Annotated in this window: 18 protein-coding genes and 5 tRNA genes; 11 read left to right on the top strand and 12 right to left on the bottom strand. The window is 35.6% G+C overall.

The features are described 5' to 3' along the window. Window positions 1-47 precede the first annotated feature (47 nt). The 5 genes from HHL23_RS09850 to HHL23_RS09835 all read right to left on the bottom strand — a co-directional run bounded on the left by HHL23_RS09850 (window position 48) and on the right by HHL23_RS09835 (window position 4,022). Entirely contained in the window at window positions 48-608 is a 561-nt protein-coding gene (locus tag HHL23_RS09850; RefSeq protein WP_262889232.1) for a sugar O-acetyltransferase, read from the bottom strand. A gap of 93 nt (window positions 609-701) precedes the next feature. Continuing rightward, window positions 702-1,079, bottom strand: a complete 378-nt coding sequence (locus tag HHL23_RS22505; protein WP_228464695.1) for a hypothetical protein — start codon at window positions 1,077-1,079, stop codon at window positions 702-704. A gap of 2 nt (window positions 1,080-1,081) precedes the next feature. Further along, the gene (locus HHL23_RS22500) at window positions 1,082-1,609 is read right to left on the bottom strand and encodes a GLPGLI family protein (RefSeq protein ID WP_228464694.1); all 528 of its coding nucleotides are present in this window, start codon (window positions 1,607-1,609) and stop codon (window positions 1,082-1,084) included. A 70-nt stretch (window positions 1,610-1,679) separates the two neighbouring features. Then, complete coding sequence (locus HHL23_RS09840) at window positions 1,680-3,650, bottom strand: M56 family metallopeptidase (protein ID WP_169234638.1); 1,971 nt, start codon at window positions 3,648-3,650, stop codon at window positions 1,680-1,682. A 6-nt stretch (window positions 3,651-3,656) separates the two neighbouring features. Then, entirely contained in the window at window positions 3,657-4,022 is a 366-nt protein-coding gene (locus tag HHL23_RS09835) for a BlaI/MecI/CopY family transcriptional regulator (protein ID WP_099769203.1), read from the bottom strand. A gap of 450 nt (window positions 4,023-4,472) precedes the next feature. Between HHL23_RS09835 and HHL23_RS09830 the strand changes: the two genes are divergently transcribed. Next, a complete protein-coding gene (locus HHL23_RS09830; RefSeq protein ID WP_169234637.1) occupies window positions 4,473-5,342 on the top strand; it encodes an ATP-grasp domain-containing protein in 870 nt (289 codons plus the stop codon). 245 nt (window positions 5,343-5,587) lie between these two features. Then, complete coding sequence (locus HHL23_RS09825; protein WP_169234636.1) at window positions 5,588-6,169, top strand: hypothetical protein; 582 nt, start codon at window positions 5,588-5,590, stop codon at window positions 6,167-6,169. A 298-nt stretch (window positions 6,170-6,467) separates the two neighbouring features. Here HHL23_RS09825 and HHL23_RS09820 read toward each other — a convergent pair whose 3' ends face one another. After that, window positions 6,468-6,794, bottom strand: coding sequence for a hypothetical protein (locus HHL23_RS09820; RefSeq protein WP_169234635.1), 327 nt, complete (start codon window positions 6,792-6,794; stop codon window positions 6,468-6,470). A gap of 492 nt (window positions 6,795-7,286) precedes the next feature. Between HHL23_RS09820 and HHL23_RS09815 the strand changes: the two genes are divergently transcribed. Further along, a complete protein-coding gene (locus HHL23_RS09815) occupies window positions 7,287-7,529 on the top strand; it encodes an Ada metal-binding domain-containing protein (protein ID WP_169234634.1) in 243 nt (80 codons plus the stop codon). Here HHL23_RS09815 and HHL23_RS09810 read toward each other — a convergent pair. Next, complete coding sequence (locus HHL23_RS09810) at window positions 7,438-7,698, bottom strand: hypothetical protein (RefSeq protein WP_169234626.1); 261 nt, start codon at window positions 7,696-7,698, stop codon at window positions 7,438-7,440. The genes HHL23_RS09815 and HHL23_RS09810 overlap by 92 nt on opposite strands. Before the next feature lie 194 nt (window positions 7,699-7,892). On the opposite strand from HHL23_RS09810, the gene HHL23_RS09805 reads away from it, so the two are divergent. Beyond that, window positions 7,893-8,666 carry a GLPGLI family protein gene (locus HHL23_RS09805; RefSeq protein ID WP_169234633.1) on the top strand — a complete coding sequence of 258 codons (774 nt, stop codon included), beginning with the start codon at window positions 7,893-7,895 and terminating at the stop codon, window positions 8,664-8,666. A gap of 234 nt (window positions 8,667-8,900) precedes the next feature. Here HHL23_RS09805 and HHL23_RS09800 read toward each other — a convergent pair. From HHL23_RS09800 to HHL23_RS09780, 5 genes are all read right to left on the bottom strand, one after another. Further along, window positions 8,901-8,973, bottom strand: a tRNA-Met gene (locus HHL23_RS09800). Window positions 8,974-9,012: 39 nt separating this feature from the next. Further along, window positions 9,013-9,085 (bottom strand) — tRNA-Met (locus HHL23_RS09795). A gap of 39 nt (window positions 9,086-9,124) precedes the next feature. Continuing rightward, window positions 9,125-9,197: transfer RNA gene (locus tag HHL23_RS09790), tRNA-Met, on the bottom strand. 39 nt (window positions 9,198-9,236) lie between these two features. Beyond that, window positions 9,237-9,309, bottom strand: a tRNA-Met gene (locus tag HHL23_RS09785). 39 nt (window positions 9,310-9,348) lie between these two features. Continuing rightward, window positions 9,349-9,421 (bottom strand) — tRNA-Met (locus HHL23_RS09780). A 101-nt stretch (window positions 9,422-9,522) separates the two neighbouring features. Here HHL23_RS09780 and HHL23_RS09775 point away from each other — a divergent pair. The 7 genes from HHL23_RS09775 (at window position 9,523) to HHL23_RS09745 (ending at window position 15,703) form a co-directional block, all read left to right on the top strand. Beyond that, window positions 9,523-10,134 carry an L-threonylcarbamoyladenylate synthase gene (locus tag HHL23_RS09775; RefSeq protein ID WP_169234632.1) on the top strand — a complete coding sequence of 204 codons (612 nt, stop codon included), beginning with the start codon at window positions 9,523-9,525 and terminating at the stop codon, window positions 10,132-10,134. 44 nt (window positions 10,135-10,178) lie between these two features. Then, window positions 10,179-10,880: a CPBP family intramembrane glutamic endopeptidase gene (locus tag HHL23_RS09770; protein WP_169234631.1), complete on the top strand. Its 702-nt coding sequence runs from the start codon at window positions 10,179-10,181 to the stop codon at window positions 10,878-10,880. A 4-nt stretch (window positions 10,881-10,884) separates the two neighbouring features. Then, complete coding sequence (gene yaaA, locus HHL23_RS09765) at window positions 10,885-11,643, top strand: peroxide stress protein YaaA (RefSeq protein ID WP_169234630.1); 759 nt, start codon at window positions 10,885-10,887, stop codon at window positions 11,641-11,643. Then, entirely contained in the window at window positions 11,644-12,495 is an 852-nt protein-coding gene (prmC, locus tag HHL23_RS09760; RefSeq protein ID WP_169234629.1) for a peptide chain release factor N(5)-glutamine methyltransferase, read from the top strand. Window positions 12,496-12,655: 160 nt separating this feature from the next. Continuing rightward, complete coding sequence (locus HHL23_RS09755) at window positions 12,656-13,015, top strand: DUF4180 domain-containing protein (protein ID WP_169234628.1); 360 nt, start codon at window positions 12,656-12,658, stop codon at window positions 13,013-13,015. Window positions 13,016-13,581: 566 nt separating this feature from the next. Next, window positions 13,582-14,154 carry a hypothetical protein gene (locus HHL23_RS09750; RefSeq protein ID WP_169234627.1) on the top strand — a complete coding sequence of 191 codons (573 nt, stop codon included), beginning with the start codon at window positions 13,582-13,584 and terminating at the stop codon, window positions 14,152-14,154. A 7-nt stretch (window positions 14,155-14,161) separates the two neighbouring features. Then, window positions 14,162-15,703: an L-type lectin family protein gene (locus tag HHL23_RS09745; RefSeq protein ID WP_194306292.1), complete on the top strand. Its 1,542-nt coding sequence runs from the start codon at window positions 14,162-14,164 to the stop codon at window positions 15,701-15,703. The last annotated feature ends 134 nt before the right edge of the window (window positions 15,704-15,837 follow it).

The following is a 15,837-nucleotide window of genomic DNA, read 5'->3' as shown; positions in this document are numbered from 1 at the left end:
GGATTTTCGTTTTATTGAAAGATATCCATTTGATATTGTTGTTTTATTTATTCAATATTTTTAATGACCTTACAGGGGTTCCCAACAGCAACACTATTCTCAGGAATGTCTTTGGTAACAACACTTCCAGCGCCTATCACGGTATTATTTCCAATGGAAACTCCGGGCAGAACCACTACGTTCCCTCCCAGCCAAACGTTATCTCCAACTGTGATGGGATGGGCATACTCTAGACCTTCATTTCTCTGTTTGGCATCTAGCGGGTGTCCGGCGGTATAAAAACTGCAATTGGGTCCGATGAAAACATTATCACCAAATTTCACTTTTGCACAGTCTAAAATAGTCAAATTATGATTGGCGTAAAAGTTCTCGCCCGTTTCAATATTATAACCGTAATCACACCAGAAAGATGGTTCTATACAGATGTTTTCCTTTGTCTTTCCAATGATCTTTTTGATCAGCTTGTCTCTATTTGGGGTATCAGAATTTTTCAGCTGGTTGTATTCCAGGCAGAGATCTTTGCAGGTGAGCCGTTCATTTATAAGCTCCTTGTCATAATTGGCGTCGTATAAAAGTCCTGCAGCACATTTTTCCTTTTCTGTCATCATATTTAGAATTAAAGCTTTAAAATTAAGACAATAAAAAGAAAAACAGGATAGTCATTAATAACCATCCTGCTCTCTATTAAAAATGTATGTCAACTACTTCGTCATATCCGGTTCAATCGGATTGTTATTTTTCAGCAGTGTTTCTTTCGTTCTCTTTTCCATTTCTTTAAATACCTGATTAGGGTCTGAAAGCTCTTTTCCATCTGCCGTTTTCATTTTAAATGCTACTTTGGTATTTGAATCTCCTCCATTTTTCATCATCATTTCCCTCATATTTTTGGTAGGATCATTCACATAGGCTTTCCATACTTTTTTGTACTGGTCTTTCGTGATCTCCAGCTCTTTTCCGCCCATTCCCAATATTCTGACATTGTCCGGAAGCTGGGTCTCTTTTTCTTCTGCAGGACTCTCTATCGTTTTATTTCCTACCAAAGTCATGGTATGTGAACCTGTTCCGTCTTCTATTTTCACAATCAGTCCCGGAAGCCATAGAATTTATACGGACCATCCTGAAAAGGAATATCTGATGAAAACCATGCCGTCCACTCTCTTCCACCGTAGCTTGTTACTGCTTTTTGGGTATTGTACTCTCCGATCTTCTGTTTATCCGGAAGAATTTTCCATTCCGGTTTTTTATCTTCCTTTATTTTATATTTATCTGTGCTGACACTTGTAAAAAGATACGTCTTAAAATCCGGATAGTCTTTAGTTACCTTATAAGACACCTGTCCCGGCCTGTCTCTTCTGTTCACACTGATGCTTCCGCTTCCGGAGTTTATTTGTTTTTCCAACTCTGCTTTGGAAGTGGAATCTGCAACAAATTTATCGTGGCTATAGTAAGCCGATCCCTTTTTATTAATATCCAGGAGCATCATTTCCTTTTTCACCTCTTCTTTATTGTTAGAATCCGGAATAAACTTGTACTCATAAAAGAATCTGTTGGTCTGTGCATTGGCAAACATACTTAGAAATGCTAATACAATAAAATAATTTCTTTTCATAATTTATGTAATTTTTACCTCTAATTAAAAAAGCTTTGCCAATTATAAATTGACAAAGCTTGATGGTATTTTATTTCTTGGTCTGAATTCTTATTTCTCCTTGTCCGATATTAGCTCCACCTTCTTTATTGATGGTAACGCTTCCAATATTTTCAGGGTTCAGCGCATCAAGTTCTCCTTTGCTGACTTCTTTTCCGTTTATAAAAATTTTTGTATTATCAGAACTGTTCAACTTAAATTTTTTCACTCCATTCATGGCAATGATTCCATTCGCATCTTTCTTAATATAATCTGCCTCCAGCTCCATGGTTCTGTTTAATGAACCTGATTTATCCGTATTTGTGCTTCTGTAAAAATAAACGTTTCCTTTAGTACCTTCCGAAAACTTTTTCACGACTTCCAATCTAATTTTTTCACCTTCAAGTCTGGCTTTTTCACCTACTATTCTTGCTTTCTCTCCTGCTACTCTTGCAGCTTCGCCCTGAAATCTTCCGATCTGTCCTGCTTTCATGCCTTCAATCCGGGCTTTTTCTCCGGCTATTCTTGCTTCTTCACCCATTATTCTTGCTTTTTCGCTTAGTTTCATGGCTTCAGCTCTCGCCTTTTCAGCTTTTTTTCTGGCTGCCTTTCCTTCTTTCATTGCTTTTCGGGCCTCTTTTTCAGTTTCAGGGCTCCAGTTTTGGTAAACGCCATCATTGAATCGTAATACTCTTATACCATGAGCGTTTGGTGGTGTAGGTGGAGCTGGTGGGCCTTCCGGAAAGTCGATATTCAGATTGGATAAGTCCGGCATTTCCACACCAAGGTCTTCAAGGGCTTTCGTTTTATTTTTCCATTCGTCTGATTTGAAAAAATCATTAACTCTTTTTGCTTCTGATGTAGAAAAAGCGAAAGCCATTTTAAAATCATCAGAATTGGTAACTTTTCCTAATTCTCCGGAAAGTTCACCGATCTCTTCAAGGTTCCGCTGAAATTCTTTGCTTTCAGGCTTCAGCGTTTTTAAAACTTTACTTTTTTCTTCAATCTTCTTTCCCAGTTCTGTAATTTTCTTTTCGCTGGATGAATTTTTGAAGAATTTAGGATCTATAACTTCTTTCTGCTCAATTTTCTCAGGTCCTACGGTGTCTTTTTTGATCTGAGAAACGGCTTCCTCAATCGCTATATTAGTTTCTTTAATTTCGTTGTTCTTGGCATTCACCATATAGGCAAAGGCTACTGAAAATAAAACCGGTAATGCAAAAATTCTTCGCGCATATCCGAATTTGGTTTGTGGTTTTTGTAACATTTTGAGTCGTTTTTTTAGATTTGAACTTAAAAACGGACTGGTGGCAGGCAACTGTGTTCCGGAAAAGTGGCTTGCTAAAAGCATATGCGCAAATGCTTTGGTGTCCGATTGTTTGACGGCTTTTTTATCCGCCAGGTATTCGTGAATCAGGCTGATCTCTTTTTTAATGATATGAAAAAATGGATTGAACCAGAAAACAGAAGTAATAATTTCAATAAATATCTTATCGAAAGAGTGCTTCTGCTCAATGTGGACCATTTCATGTTTTAAAATCTGTTCTCCTACATCAGAATTCAATGTGATGGTATTCTTCCAGAAAAGATTTTTAAAGTATGAAAAAGGGGCTTCGGTCAAGTCTGTAAGGTAAAAATTGATCCCGTCAAAACTTTCTTTCTGAAACTGTTTTTTAAGCTGTTGGATCTTAAAGATCCCTACAATCAACTTCCCTAAAAAATAGAGAGAAACCAGTCCCAAAGCTGAAAAAATAATTCTAAAATAAATGTGGCCATTGTCTATGTTTTTTTCTGTATTAAAATTCTGTATTTTATCTAGAAGCATATAGAGGTCACTATTCACTTCTATTGTAAAATCATCTACCCTGATCAGGGGCAGCAGCAGCGATATCACCATCGCACCCAGGAGATAAAACCTGTTATAGTGATGGAATGTCTTGTCTTTTAAAGACAACTGATAATACAAAAACATTACACCAGAGCTTATAATTACTTTTCCGAAGTACAGAAGTAGAGTTTCCATTATCCGTTAATTTTTCTTTTTGAGTTCGTTCAGAAGCATTTCAAGGTCTTCCACGGTCATTTCATTTTTTTCCACAAGAAACGAAACGGCACTTTTATAAGAACCTTTAAAATAATTTTTCACCAGACTTTTCATTGTTTTCCCCGAATACTGTTCTTTAGTTACCAGAGGGAAATACTCGTGCTGTCTTCCGTATACATTATAGTCTACGAATTCTTTGTCCTTCAATACTTTTAAAATAGTAGAAACGGTATTCGTATGGGGTTTCGGTTCCGGAAAAAGATCCAGAACGTCTTTCAGGAATCCTTTTTCAAGTTTCCATAAATACTGCATTACCTGTTCTTCTGCTTTTGTTAAATTCTGAATTTTCATACCCGTTTCATTTTTCATTATAGTGACCTGCCCTTTTACTAGAATCCTGTATCACTAACAAATTAGTTATACAAATGTAGAAATAAATCTGAACCCAACAACTAATTTTATAGTGATAAAATGCAAATTGGTATAAGTCATTGAAAATCAAATAAATAAATTTTATTAAAATATGTTAAATTTCTAATATTCTCTTCTCATCCCTGTTTAATTGACAGAAAAAATTCACATTCTGCTGATAATCTTTACAACTAGTTAAAAAAAGATACAGTAACCATATTCTTTAATTTGAAATAACTGTATCTGTCTAAATAGTCAAAACTGTATCTGCGTACACTTGTCGTGTTTGCTGAAATTTGTATCAGATGAGGCCCGATATCAAAAGTAAATAAGGATTTTGAGCCGTGGGAATAAAGAAATCAGCTGAATACAATTAAACAAAATAGAAGAATGAAAATCGCAATAGTAGGGTACAAAAAGCAGGACAAGTTTGCACAGGGTGTTACCAACGATGAAGATGCAGACCTTTTAAACTTTTTGACAGATAAGGGTTTGAATGTGGTTCCCGCAATCTGGAACGATGATCATATAGACTGGAACAGTTTCAATGTAGCTATCATTAAGTCTCCCTGGGATTATCACAACCACTTACCAGAGTTTTTAAATTGGCTCAATAAACTGGAAAAATTAAATATCAAAGTACTCAATCCGGTGGAAATCATCCAATGGAACAGTAATAAAAAATACCTGAAAGACATTGCCCAAAACGGGCTCCCTGTCATTGCCTCCGAGTACCTTGATAAAGGTTCTGCCTTTGACGATCGGTTCTTTGACTTGTTCGGTACCGATCAACTGGTTGTGAAACCTTGTGTAAGTGCAGGCGCTCAAAATACCTTAACCCTTAATAAAAACAATCTAAAAGAACGTACAGAAGAAATCGGAGAACTCTTAAAAGCAGAAGATTATATTGTACAGCCTTTTGTAGAAGAAATCAAAAACGGGGAATGGTCGTTCCTGTTCTTCAATGGCCAATACAGTCACTGTTCATTAAAGACTCCTAAAAAGGACGATTTCCGAGTGCAACACTACCATGGCGGGACGATCAGTTATCCAACACCCAACCCGCTCCATATTGAACAGGCAGGACAATACTTAAAGAGTCTGCCACAGTCAACACTTTATGCAAGAGTGGATGGTGTACTCATAAATAATTCATTTGAATTGATGGAACTGGAATTAATAGAACCGTATTTATTCCTAAATAATGATAAAAATTTATTGGAAAACTATTACCAGGCATTAATGGTTTTGATTTCATAAGCTGCTCGGTTGATTCTGAATTAGGTTTAAAAAACAGCATCCCTGAGCAATAGATCTGATCATTAATTGTTCATTATAGTTAAGGAATTTAGTTTAAAAATTGCATTAATAAAGACCTTCTCATCACCATTTATACAATGATGGACAAATAATATTATAGATTTGTTAAAATTTATTAAATAAAATTAAAATGAAGTTGTTTAAACTGAGAAAATATATTTATTTTAGTGCTTTAAAAATTTCTCATGAAAAGATATAATTTACTGATTGTACTATTACTGCTTATTTTTAACGTGACTACAGCTCAAAAGAAAAAGTCTCCGGCTGCAGATCTCAGTATCTTAAAGGAAACCAAAACAAAGATTGAAAATACGGTTCCTCTAGTGATCAAGCATCTTCAGGCTATCGCTGATAAAGAAGGGGATAACAACATCGTTACCAACGGAAAAGTTGCTTTAGGGAAAGAATATGGCATTCTGGAGTCTGAGTGGTTCCTTTACAGAAATAATATGAAGAACTGTATTCTGAACAATTCTTCCAAAAAAGCTAAAAAATGTATGGAATATCATACGCAATACCTGAGAAATACATTCCTTAACTACAATAATTATATCTCAAATCTTACCAGAAAGAACGGATACTTAGGTGTGGAAGGGGATACAAAATTTGATTTCAAACCGATTGATATTACGACTAAACTAAGTGAAGCTTACTTCAATGCTCATGAAGCAGCAGGAAGAATGAAAGGAGACCAAAAGAAAGACTTTTTAGGACAAACGATGTCTGATGACAACAAGTTGACTCCTTTCGGTCAGTTAGCTCATTAATATTAATCCCTACAAACTATAATAAATCTCACTTTTTGAAAGTGGGATTTTTATTTTACAGGTGTTTCGCGATTTTTGATATTCCGTTGAAAATCCTCACAAATCTCTACTATCCTATTGGGATGTTCTTTAAACTTACCCAACCTGATAGAATGGTAATTCGGGCTGAATGTTTCAAAATCAGCAGATCCCTTTTCTTTATTTTTTAATTTGACAATAAGACTGTACTTTGTCAACGTAGTATAGCCACCACCTTCGGTCGGTTCCTGACGTTCATAGACATCGATGTGAAAGCCTGCTATCTTAGTCCAGGAATAGTATGGTCAGGAGGTATGGAAAAGCCTCCTTCAAAGTGTATGATGTCAACAAAATTTCTTCCATAACAAAGTCTTATACCATCTTCGGATAAAATTATTCTTTGTTTTACATCCCAAATATAACCGGATATTACAACTACAGGGAAAAAGAGAGTCACTATGATCAAAAAGATAATAAATATTCTCCCATCCTCTGCTAAAATTAACCATTTTACCAAGAAAAATAAGGGTACGACGGCGAATAGGGTTAATAAAATGGAGTCGGTTATGACTGATTTTTTTCTTTCTGTAATGGTAATGCTTTCCATCGGATTGATATTTTATGATAAAGAGGTATGAAAAATCATATCCCTTGAATCTTTTATCTACCAAGTTAATCTAAAAACCGTTATAATTTATTTTTAAGCAAAAAAAAGAGAACCACAGATGCAGCTCTCTTTTTCGTTAGAATATATACCATACTCATCATGATATCTGATGAAAAATCTTTTAAGGGGTGATGTAGAAAACGATCTCCGCCGGGAAAGCCGTTATAAGTTAATCATAAAAACATTCCGGAAAAAGTAGAAAATGAGGCGGAGATCATTAAACATAAATATACTCTACAACCAGTCTCCTGATCATAAGAGCAGTACAAAAGTAAGCTTCAGTCCCGTTCTGTTAAAAAAAATCCTGTAGAATTAAATTACATGTCTTGTAGAAGTAATACTACTTTTGAGACAATAGGATAATTGACTCATACAATCCAATACAGCAGGTTCCGGATTTTATGAATACCGGCAACTTCGGATCTTTATCCTATGCAAAAACATATTGAAATATCTGATCCTGTTTTAAAAAATAAAATACGAAGAAAAGAAATCAATTTTGGAGGGAATCATAAATTGAAGATTTACGGATTACTTTCCTGTTCTTCCGGCAAAAGAATGAAAAAAGAAAACAGGATTTTCTTTATATCTGAAAACGAAGCATTGAAACATAATTACCGTCCCTGTGGGAATTGCATGAGGATAGAATACAAACAATGGAAAAGTAATCAATAGACTTTTCACTGACTAGGCTGATCACAAATGTATCAACCCAAATTTGAAATAGGAACCTACTTGTTTCAAACTCATTATCCTGGAATGAAATAATACGGCTCGCAGTCACTTCCAGCTTCTGTTTTATCCATAAACTCAATTCATTAGAATTATGGAATCCGATAGTCATGGTACCGTTTTTTTAATAGACCATGGTAAAAAAGATAAAGGAGGATCTTTTGAAGAAGATAATACCTAGGGAACTCGAAGAATTAATTAAAATAAAAAGGTTGTCATTTTAACATAATAAAAAAGTTATAAAAAATTCGGATTCCCGTAATTGTGAATAAAACAATTTGTATAATTGTAATACATAAGTTGAGTATGAAAAAGACATTATTTGGTATTATTATAGGCCTTTATAGTATTAATTTATCTGCTCAAGATAATAAGGCCATTATGGAGATTAACTATGAAACTAAGATGATTTCCGATAGTTTAAACAGAGATAAGGTAAATATTTTTTCTACTGCCTTACTTTTTAATAATACTCAATCGATCTATTGCAGTAAGGAAGCCAAATTATATTATAAAGGAACTCCTGCAGAAACCATCACTACTTCGGCTGGTCAAATTGCAAAGTACCCTAAAACCGTAGAAAGTATTTATAAAAACAACGATGTTATTACTGCCTCATTACCTGTGGGTAAATATGCTTTTACATTTGAAGAACCTAAATTGAAATGGGAAATATTGAGCGATAGAAAAGAAATAAAAGGCTATAAAAGTCAACTGGCAAAAACAATCACTGACACAGGCCAAATATTTTTCGCTTGGTTTACAACTGATATAACTATTCCCGAAGGTCCCTTTAGGTTCAAAGGTTTATCCGGGTTAGTACTTGAAGTTTACAATAAAAACAGAACGATTGAAATCTATGCTACAGATATTAAAAAATCTAATGAATTAATCGAGCCTTTAAAATATTACAACGAGGTAAAGGCTAAAACTAAAGCACAGTTTTTAGAAGCCAGAAAGAATTACCATGAAAACCCATCTATATACAACGGAAATATGAGATTATTTGATGAATATGGAAATGAAAAAACCAAGATGATGACAGATCGTATCAAAAGTATCACCACATTTCTGGATTAAAATACAAATGTTTTATTAGGGTTTAGAAAGATGGAATCAATCAGAATTGACTCACTTAATCGAGCCTTTTATCCGGCATCTTCATCAGCGATGCCACCGCCAGCCTTTTCCTCCCTTAAAATCTGTAGTTTCAAAATTCAACTTAGCGTTAAAAAAAGACGCTATTTTACTCACGTCTCCAAAATTATAAACAACAAAAAAGAAGCAATATAATTATTACTTCTTTTTTTCTAGTAGCGGGAACAGGACTCGAACCTATGACCTTCGGGTTATGAGCCCGACGAGCTACCTACTGCTCCATCCCGCGGTGTATTTTTAGAGTGCTTACCGAAAGCACTTAACTTAGTAGCGGGAACAGGACTCGAACCTATGACCTTCGGGTTATGAGCCCGACGAGCTACCTACTGCTCCATCCCGCGGTGTATCTTTAGAGTGCTTACCGAAAGCACTTAACTTAGTAGCGGGAACAGGACTCGAACCTATGACCTTCGGGTTATGAGCCCGACGAGCTACCTACTGCTCCATCCCGCGGTGTATTTTTAGAGTGCTTACCGAAAACACTTTGCTTAGTAGCGGGAACAGGACTCGAACCTATGACCTTCGGGTTATGAGCCCGACGAGCTACCTACTGCTCCATCCCGCGGTGTATTTTTAGAGTGTTTACCGAAAACACTTTGCTTAGTAGCGGGAACAGGACTCGAACCTATGACCTTCGGGTTATGAGCCCGACGAGCTACCTACTGCTCCATCCCGCGATATTGGATTGCAAAGATACGGCTATTTTTTAAAAATCCTAATTTTTCTTTTAAATAAAGGACTTTTATGAAAACTATTTTATTATTTGTATCTTTGTTTTATGGCAAAAATACTAAAAATTTACCCTGACAACCCTCAGGAAAATCTTGTGAATGAGGTTATTAAAACCTTAAAAAATGGCGGACTGATTATCTATCCTTCCGACACTATCTATGCCTTAGGATGTAATATTTTTGACATAAAAGCCATGGAAAAACTGGCCCAGATTAAAAAAGTAAAGCTGGAAAAGTCTAAATTCTCGATTATCTGTAATGACCTAAGCCATCTTTCAGATTTTACAAGACCCATTGACACTTCCGTTTTCAGATTTCTGAAAAGCCATCTTCCGGGGCCGTTCACATTTATTCTTGATGCCAACAAGAGCCTTCCTCTGGCCTATAAAAATCATAAAACCATCGGTATCCGTGTTCCCGATCACCCGATTCCACAGCTTATCGTGGAAAAACTGGGTCACCCGATCGCTTCAACCTCTATTAAAGATGATGACGAAATCATTGAATATTCTACAGACCCGGAACTGATCGCAGAAAAATACGATCATCTGGTAGATATTGTTATTGATTCAGGATACGGGGATAATATAGCGTCTACGATTGTGGACCTTACTTCCGGTGAACCGGAAATCATCCGTCAGGGAAAAGGAATTATTTAATAAAGTATAAATTGTTGAAAACCGACAGCTAATTGTTTGGGATTATGAGTTTGAACGGAAAATACGCACTGGGGATTCTTATCACCTTTGTACTTTTAGCCGCGGTAATGCTTTATATTTTTCCGTTTATTTATTTGATTACGGGAATAAAAGCATTTACACCAGTTAATTTCTTCTATACAAGAATCGCACTCTGGGCTGTTCTTGGGCTGATCTTTCTTTACAGCGTTTTCATTGAGAAAAATACTTTTCTACTTTGGAAAGAGAAGAAATATCCTGTCCTCTTTTATATCAAAGCAGTGATTGTTCTTTATCTGGTTTGTGCTGTCTGTGGTTCTTTTCTGAATCTTATTATTCAGCTTTTGACCCAGGAAGGGATGAGCAAAAAACTGGCTCAGATTTCTTCTGTTTTTAAGGGTAATTATTTGTTGATTATCCTGACCTGCTTTACCGCAGGAGCTGTGGAAGAACTTCTGATGCGGGGATACATTCAGCCGAGAATTGAAAAAATATACAACAATCCATATTTTGGTATATTCGTTTCTGCTGCATTATTTGGGATTCTTCACAGCACCTACGGAACGATTGGACAGGTCCTGGTACCTTTCTTTATCGGAGCTGTTTTTGCTTCATTTTATAAAATATATTCTAATATTAAGATTCTGATCATCTGTCATTTTATGTACGACTTTGTATCTATGATGATTATGAATTTTATTGACATTAAACATTTATCTGCATTCTAACATTATGAAAATTATAACTTCTCCAGCGAAACTGATGAACGTTGAGAATTCAACAGACCTACTGAGATCTACCACTCCGAAATTCATCGAAGAAGCTACACTGCTACAGTCTTATTTAAAACATAAATCGCCGAAATATCTTTCCGAACTGATGGAAATATCGCCAAAACTGGCTGATGAAAACTGGGAAAGAAACCAAAGATGGAAAGATAAACCTACGGCAAAAGAATCCGCTCCTGCTATGTTCGCTTTTACAGGTGAAGTATACAGAGGGCTGGATGCTAAAACTCTGGACAAAAATGCTGTAGACTACTTACAGAAAAACTACAGAATGCTTTCCGGGCTGTATGGCTTGTTGAAACCTTCTGATAAAGTGATGCTTTACAGACTGGAGATGGGACGTTCTTTTCAATTTGATCAGTACAAAAATCTATATGAATTCTGGAGAGAAAAGATTACGGAACAGCTGAATTCTGAAATGAAGAAAGGCGAAATTCTTCTTCATCTGGCGAGCAACGAGTACGGAAAAGTGATTGACAGGAAAAAATTGAACCATAAGGTCATTGATTTCGAATTTTATGAATTGAAAGAGGGAAAACTGAAAACCATCGTCGTTTATACCAAACATGCAAGAGGTCTTGTGGTACGGTTCTGTGCCGAAACCAATGCCAAAACTCTAAACGATGTAAAAGCATTCAACTATGAAGGCTACCTGATCGATGAAGAAAAATCTACAGACAGCAAACTGGTTTTCACAAGATAAATGACAATAACAGAATTCAAAAAACATTTCAAAACAGAGCTTTCCGAAGTCTATAGTGATTCGGAAAGTGCTTTTTTGTGCACTGTTTTCATACAGAAGATCTTTGGCCTCGACTCATTTCATCAGAGAAGGTTATCCAGTCAGGAACTTCTTGTAGATGATGAAAAACAGCTTCTTCAGATCATTTCAGATTTAAAAACCGGAAGACCTTATCAACAGATCCTTGGGGAAACTGAATTTTACGGAATGGTATTTTTCGTGGATGAGAATGTCCTGATCCCTCGTCCTGAAACGGAGGAGCTCCTTGAAATAGCCATCCATAAAATTCATGATTCAGAAATTGATGTTCAGGAATTGAAGATTCTGGATATCGGAACCGGAAGCGGTGTGATTCCATTGGTCTTAAAAAAATATTTTCCCGGGGCAGAAATCTCATCCATTGATTTTTCTGAAAAAGCTTTGGAAACGGCTCAACGAAACGCGGAACATCATCAACTGGAAATCAATTTCATTCATGGGGATTATCTTAATTTTGAATTGGCAGAAAGCTATGATGTTATTATTTCCAATCCCCCATACATAGGCATTGAAGAGGAAACCGAAATCGCTGATTCTGTCAAGGAATTTGAGCCTAAAATGGCTCTTTTCTCCCCGGTTCAGGATGCGTTGATTTTCTACCGGAAAATTGCTGAAGATGCTAAAAAGTATCTGAAAGATAATGGCCTTTTATTTTTGGAAATTAATCAAAAACTGGGTCCTGAAACACTGGATTTATATAGCGGGCATTTTTCTGATGCTCAACTCATCAAAGACTTATCTGAAAACGACCGGTTTATTGTTGGAAAGAAATAAGTAAATTGATCTTCTTTAGCCACAAAATTATGCGGATGTCTATATTCAGTATATTGATAAGGTTTACATTCATTCTGCAGCTTTCATCCTGCAAAAGGGATGCATTTTTCCTGTGACTGATTTTTTAAAAGATATGAAAAGAACCTTAAAATAAAACAGGATGAAGATAAAATCTCATGACATCAATACAACAAAAATTGCTGAAATTATCTCTGATGAAATCATTATCAAATCGGCTCAGGATGGGTTGGATCTTCTTGGAGATATTTATTATCAGGGCTTCGATAAACTGATCATATATGAACACAATATCACTCCTGAATTCTTTGATCTGAAGACGAAAATGGCAGGAGATATCCTGCAGAAGTTTTCCAATTACCGTGTAGGCCTAGCCATCGTGGGAGATTTTGAAAAATATCAAAGCAAAAGCATCCGAGATTTCATTTTTGAAAGTAATAAAACAAAACACATCAATTTTGTAGAACTATTGGAAGATGCATTGAATAATTTTTCAAAATAAGCTCTGTAGCAACTATTTAGCAAAAAACATAAAATTTACAGCCTCTTTTTTCAAATATCATCAGCTCAATAAAGTTTATTTTTAGGATTTTTAATAAAATACAATGCTTTGCGCATTAAAAATAACAATTAATAATTTATTAATTATATAAAAATTTAAACTAAAATACATTAATTAAATTAAAAAATTCGGATAGATTAAAATTAATGATCTGAAAATGAGTAACTAAATATTTTTTTTGTACATTTGCAAAAAACACAACGGAATATGAATCTTACTTATATAGCTTACAAAGCTACTTAACTCAATTTACTTTATCAACTATTTCAGATGAGACATACAATGCTCTTTTATAAGGCATACTTGTTATATCTGTCATTGGTTTTTGGCACAAAGGGTCTCCCTATGCGATTCCTTGAATAGAACAACTCATTTTTCAAATGAATTGTTGAAAGTTACTTATTTCTTTTATGGAATTAAGTGCCTTTGAATGCCTTTCAAAAAAACATAACCATACAACACATAAAAACAAAAAAATACACAGATAAAAAATTATTAAGTACATCATGATTAAAAAATTATTTCTACCAATCGTTTTATTAAGTTCATTTTCATTTGCCCAGATAGGTATTAACACGGCCACACCTGATGCAAGCGCTGCGCTGGATATTTATAGTCAAAGTAAAGGAATGTTGGTACCAAGACTTACCACTGCAAATAGAGACGCTATTATCAATCCGGCCACCTCACTTCTCATTTATGATACTGATAAAAAATGTTTAAGCCAGAATATTGGTACCCCTACCAAACCTGACTGGCTATGTATAAGTGGTAATGCCGTAAAAATGTTCTACATGCCTAGTGTTTCATTTGACACTTCCACCAGTGTCAATGGCCGAACTAAAGATTTGTATACATTATATAAAACTCAGTTCGGATCTCCAAAAGCGAAGAGTACCAGCGCGCCTGCTGCGATTCCTTTTTTCCCATCAAGTAAAGATCTTTACTATTATGTGACTGATGCTGATCCTAATGTATTCAGCAATATTTCTATTTCTGATGATGGTGTAATGACATATGATGTAAAAGCAGCAGCTACAGACTGTTCTTTTATTAATATTGTTTTTGTTGTTAAATAATTGAGTTATGATAAAAAGTACCTCAATTGTACAAAGCAAAAGATTTTTGCTTATTTTTTCATTGTTTATTTTCTTCCAGAATATTCAGGCGCAGAATGAGCAAGGAACGGGCTATCCATATTTTGTCAACTTTACACAGGGATTACAACCTCAGGAAGCCTATAAGGTGTCTACCAGTGGTGTCCAGAATGATGCTACTTTTACCACAGAAGGATTACGACTGACCCGAAGTGTTAATAATATTTCAGGTGGGGTTATTCTTGCTGATAAAATATTTAAAAGTGATCAGGGAATTAAATTCGAATTTGAATTTGCAATTTATGGAGGAAATACTAACGGAGGAGATGGTATTTCTATATTTTTAATAGACGGATCTATTCCTAAAGCACAGCTCAATATCGGATACTTTGGAGGAGGATTAGGGTATAGTTTTGTCCGTGGAGGTGAGTCCACGGAAGGATTGAGAGGAGCGTATCTGGGAATAGGTCTGGATGAATTCGGAAATTTTAAAACAACCTTTAACCAGGGTGAAAGAGTTAGAAATGGAATTTTTGGCCTAACATTAGCCAATGGGCGAAGCAATATTTCTTTAAGAGGTAAACGCGGAAATCAATATCTGTCGGCATCTGAACCTTCTGGATACAATGGTTATCCATTACTTTATAGTACAGCTACCAATGCTTCCCCTTCCAGCAGCAATAGATCCGCTTATCTGGATACACAGACAGGGAAATTTATTGGCATTAAAAATCCGAATCTTCAGCAATTCAGCATTGAAAGTGGCGGAACTACGATTCCTCAAAATGAAAATGACGTAAGATTCCGTAAAGCATATATCACATTAATACCCAATCCTGCCGGTGGTTACAATATAACTCTGGAAATACAGCACGGGAATGTGAAAGAAAAAGTTATTGATAATTATTATTATCCTACTTCTCTGAAATATACAGAGAGTACAATATCTACCAGTACGGTAAGAACCCTGGATACGTCACCTCCTGCTACTTTCAGGATTGGCTTTGCTGCTTCTACCGGAGCTGCTAAGAATATACATTTATTGAAAAACTTAGGGGTTACCAGACCCTATGCTGCCGAAGTAACAGATGATCTATTTGCAGGATGCCCAGGGATAAAATCTACGTATTCTCCTTTACTTAATGATGCAGCCTATTCTTCCGCAAGTGGTCAAAACCCGCCAACACTTTCTTATAACAACCTTGATTTTAATTCATTTCGTTTTTTGGATATCAATGGTAATGTGATTCCGAATATAACAGGTGGAGTTTATACTAGCAGTCAGGGTACATGGACCTATTCATCCACTACAGGAGCGCTTTCTTTCAGGCCCGCCATTGGATTTACAGGAGTCGCCCAAATACAATATGATATTAAAGGTGGCGGAAGAAATGGTACTGAAGCTCCTTATAATAACGAAGAATACAGATCAATGCCGGCGTTGATACAGGTTAATATTTCAAGCGCAAATAACTGCAGCAAAGCCTGCGTTATTTCCAACAAAAATGTAACTCAGAAAATAACAAGATAATTTGATAAAGAATCTGTCTCACAACTGAGGCAGATTCTTTTTGTTATAAAAGTACTTGTTTTACTGTTTTATTTTCATTACATTTAACTGTATATCAGGTATCTGTATGAATTTCAAGGATTATAATCAGCATC

The organism is Chryseobacterium antibioticum, from assembly GCF_012927325.1.
Lineage (GTDB): Bacteria > Bacteroidota > Bacteroidia > Flavobacteriales > Weeksellaceae > Chryseobacterium > Chryseobacterium antibioticum.
This window is presented reverse-complemented; position numbering and strand designations above follow the sequence as displayed.

Bases quoted from the DNA above. Each gene is read 5' to 3' on its own strand.
- HHL23_RS09750 (WP_169234627.1), top strand. From the start codon at position 13,582: ATGATTAAAAAATTATTTCTACCAATCGTTTTATTAAGTTCATTTTCA.
- HHL23_RS09850 (WP_262889232.1), bottom strand. From the start codon at position 608: ATGATGACAGAAAAGGAAAAATGTGCTGCAGGACTTTTATACGACGCC.
- HHL23_RS22500 (WP_228464694.1), bottom strand. From the start codon at position 1,609: ATGAAAAGAAATTATTTTATTGTATTAGCATTTCTAAGTATGTTTGCC.
- HHL23_RS09775 (WP_169234632.1), top strand. From the start codon at position 9,523: ATGGCAAAAATACTAAAAATTTACCCTGACAACCCTCAGGAAAATCTT.
- yaaA (WP_169234630.1), top strand. From the start codon at position 10,885: ATGAAAATTATAACTTCTCCAGCGAAACTGATGAACGTTGAGAATTCA.
- HHL23_RS09815 (WP_169234634.1), top strand. From the start codon at position 7,287: ATGCAAAAACATATTGAAATATCTGATCCTGTTTTAAAAAATAAAATA.
- prmC (WP_169234629.1), top strand. From the start codon at position 11,644: ATGACAATAACAGAATTCAAAAAACATTTCAAAACAGAGCTTTCCGAA.
- HHL23_RS09840 (WP_169234638.1), bottom strand. From the start codon at position 3,650: ATGGAAACTCTACTTCTGTACTTCGGAAAAGTAATTATAAGCTCTGGT.
- HHL23_RS09835 (WP_099769203.1), bottom strand. From the start codon at position 4,022: ATGAAAATTCAGAATTTAACAAAAGCAGAAGAACAGGTAATGCAGTAT.
- HHL23_RS09745 (WP_194306292.1), top strand. From the start codon at position 14,162: ATGATAAAAAGTACCTCAATTGTACAAAGCAAAAGATTTTTGCTTATT.
- HHL23_RS09825 (WP_169234636.1), top strand. From the start codon at position 5,588: ATGAAAAGATATAATTTACTGATTGTACTATTACTGCTTATTTTTAAC.
- HHL23_RS09810 (WP_169234626.1), bottom strand. From the start codon at position 7,698: ATGACTATCGGATTCCATAATTCTAATGAATTGAGTTTATGGATAAAA.
- HHL23_RS09755 (WP_169234628.1), top strand. From the start codon at position 12,656: ATGAAGATAAAATCTCATGACATCAATACAACAAAAATTGCTGAAATT.
- HHL23_RS09820 (WP_169234635.1), bottom strand. From the start codon at position 6,794: ATGGAAAGCATTACCATTACAGAAAGAAAAAAATCAGTCATAACCGAC.
- HHL23_RS09830 (WP_169234637.1), top strand. From the start codon at position 4,473: ATGAAAATCGCAATAGTAGGGTACAAAAAGCAGGACAAGTTTGCACAG.
- HHL23_RS09805 (WP_169234633.1), top strand. From the start codon at position 7,893: ATGAAAAAGACATTATTTGGTATTATTATAGGCCTTTATAGTATTAAT.
- HHL23_RS09770 (WP_169234631.1), top strand. From the start codon at position 10,179: ATGAGTTTGAACGGAAAATACGCACTGGGGATTCTTATCACCTTTGTA.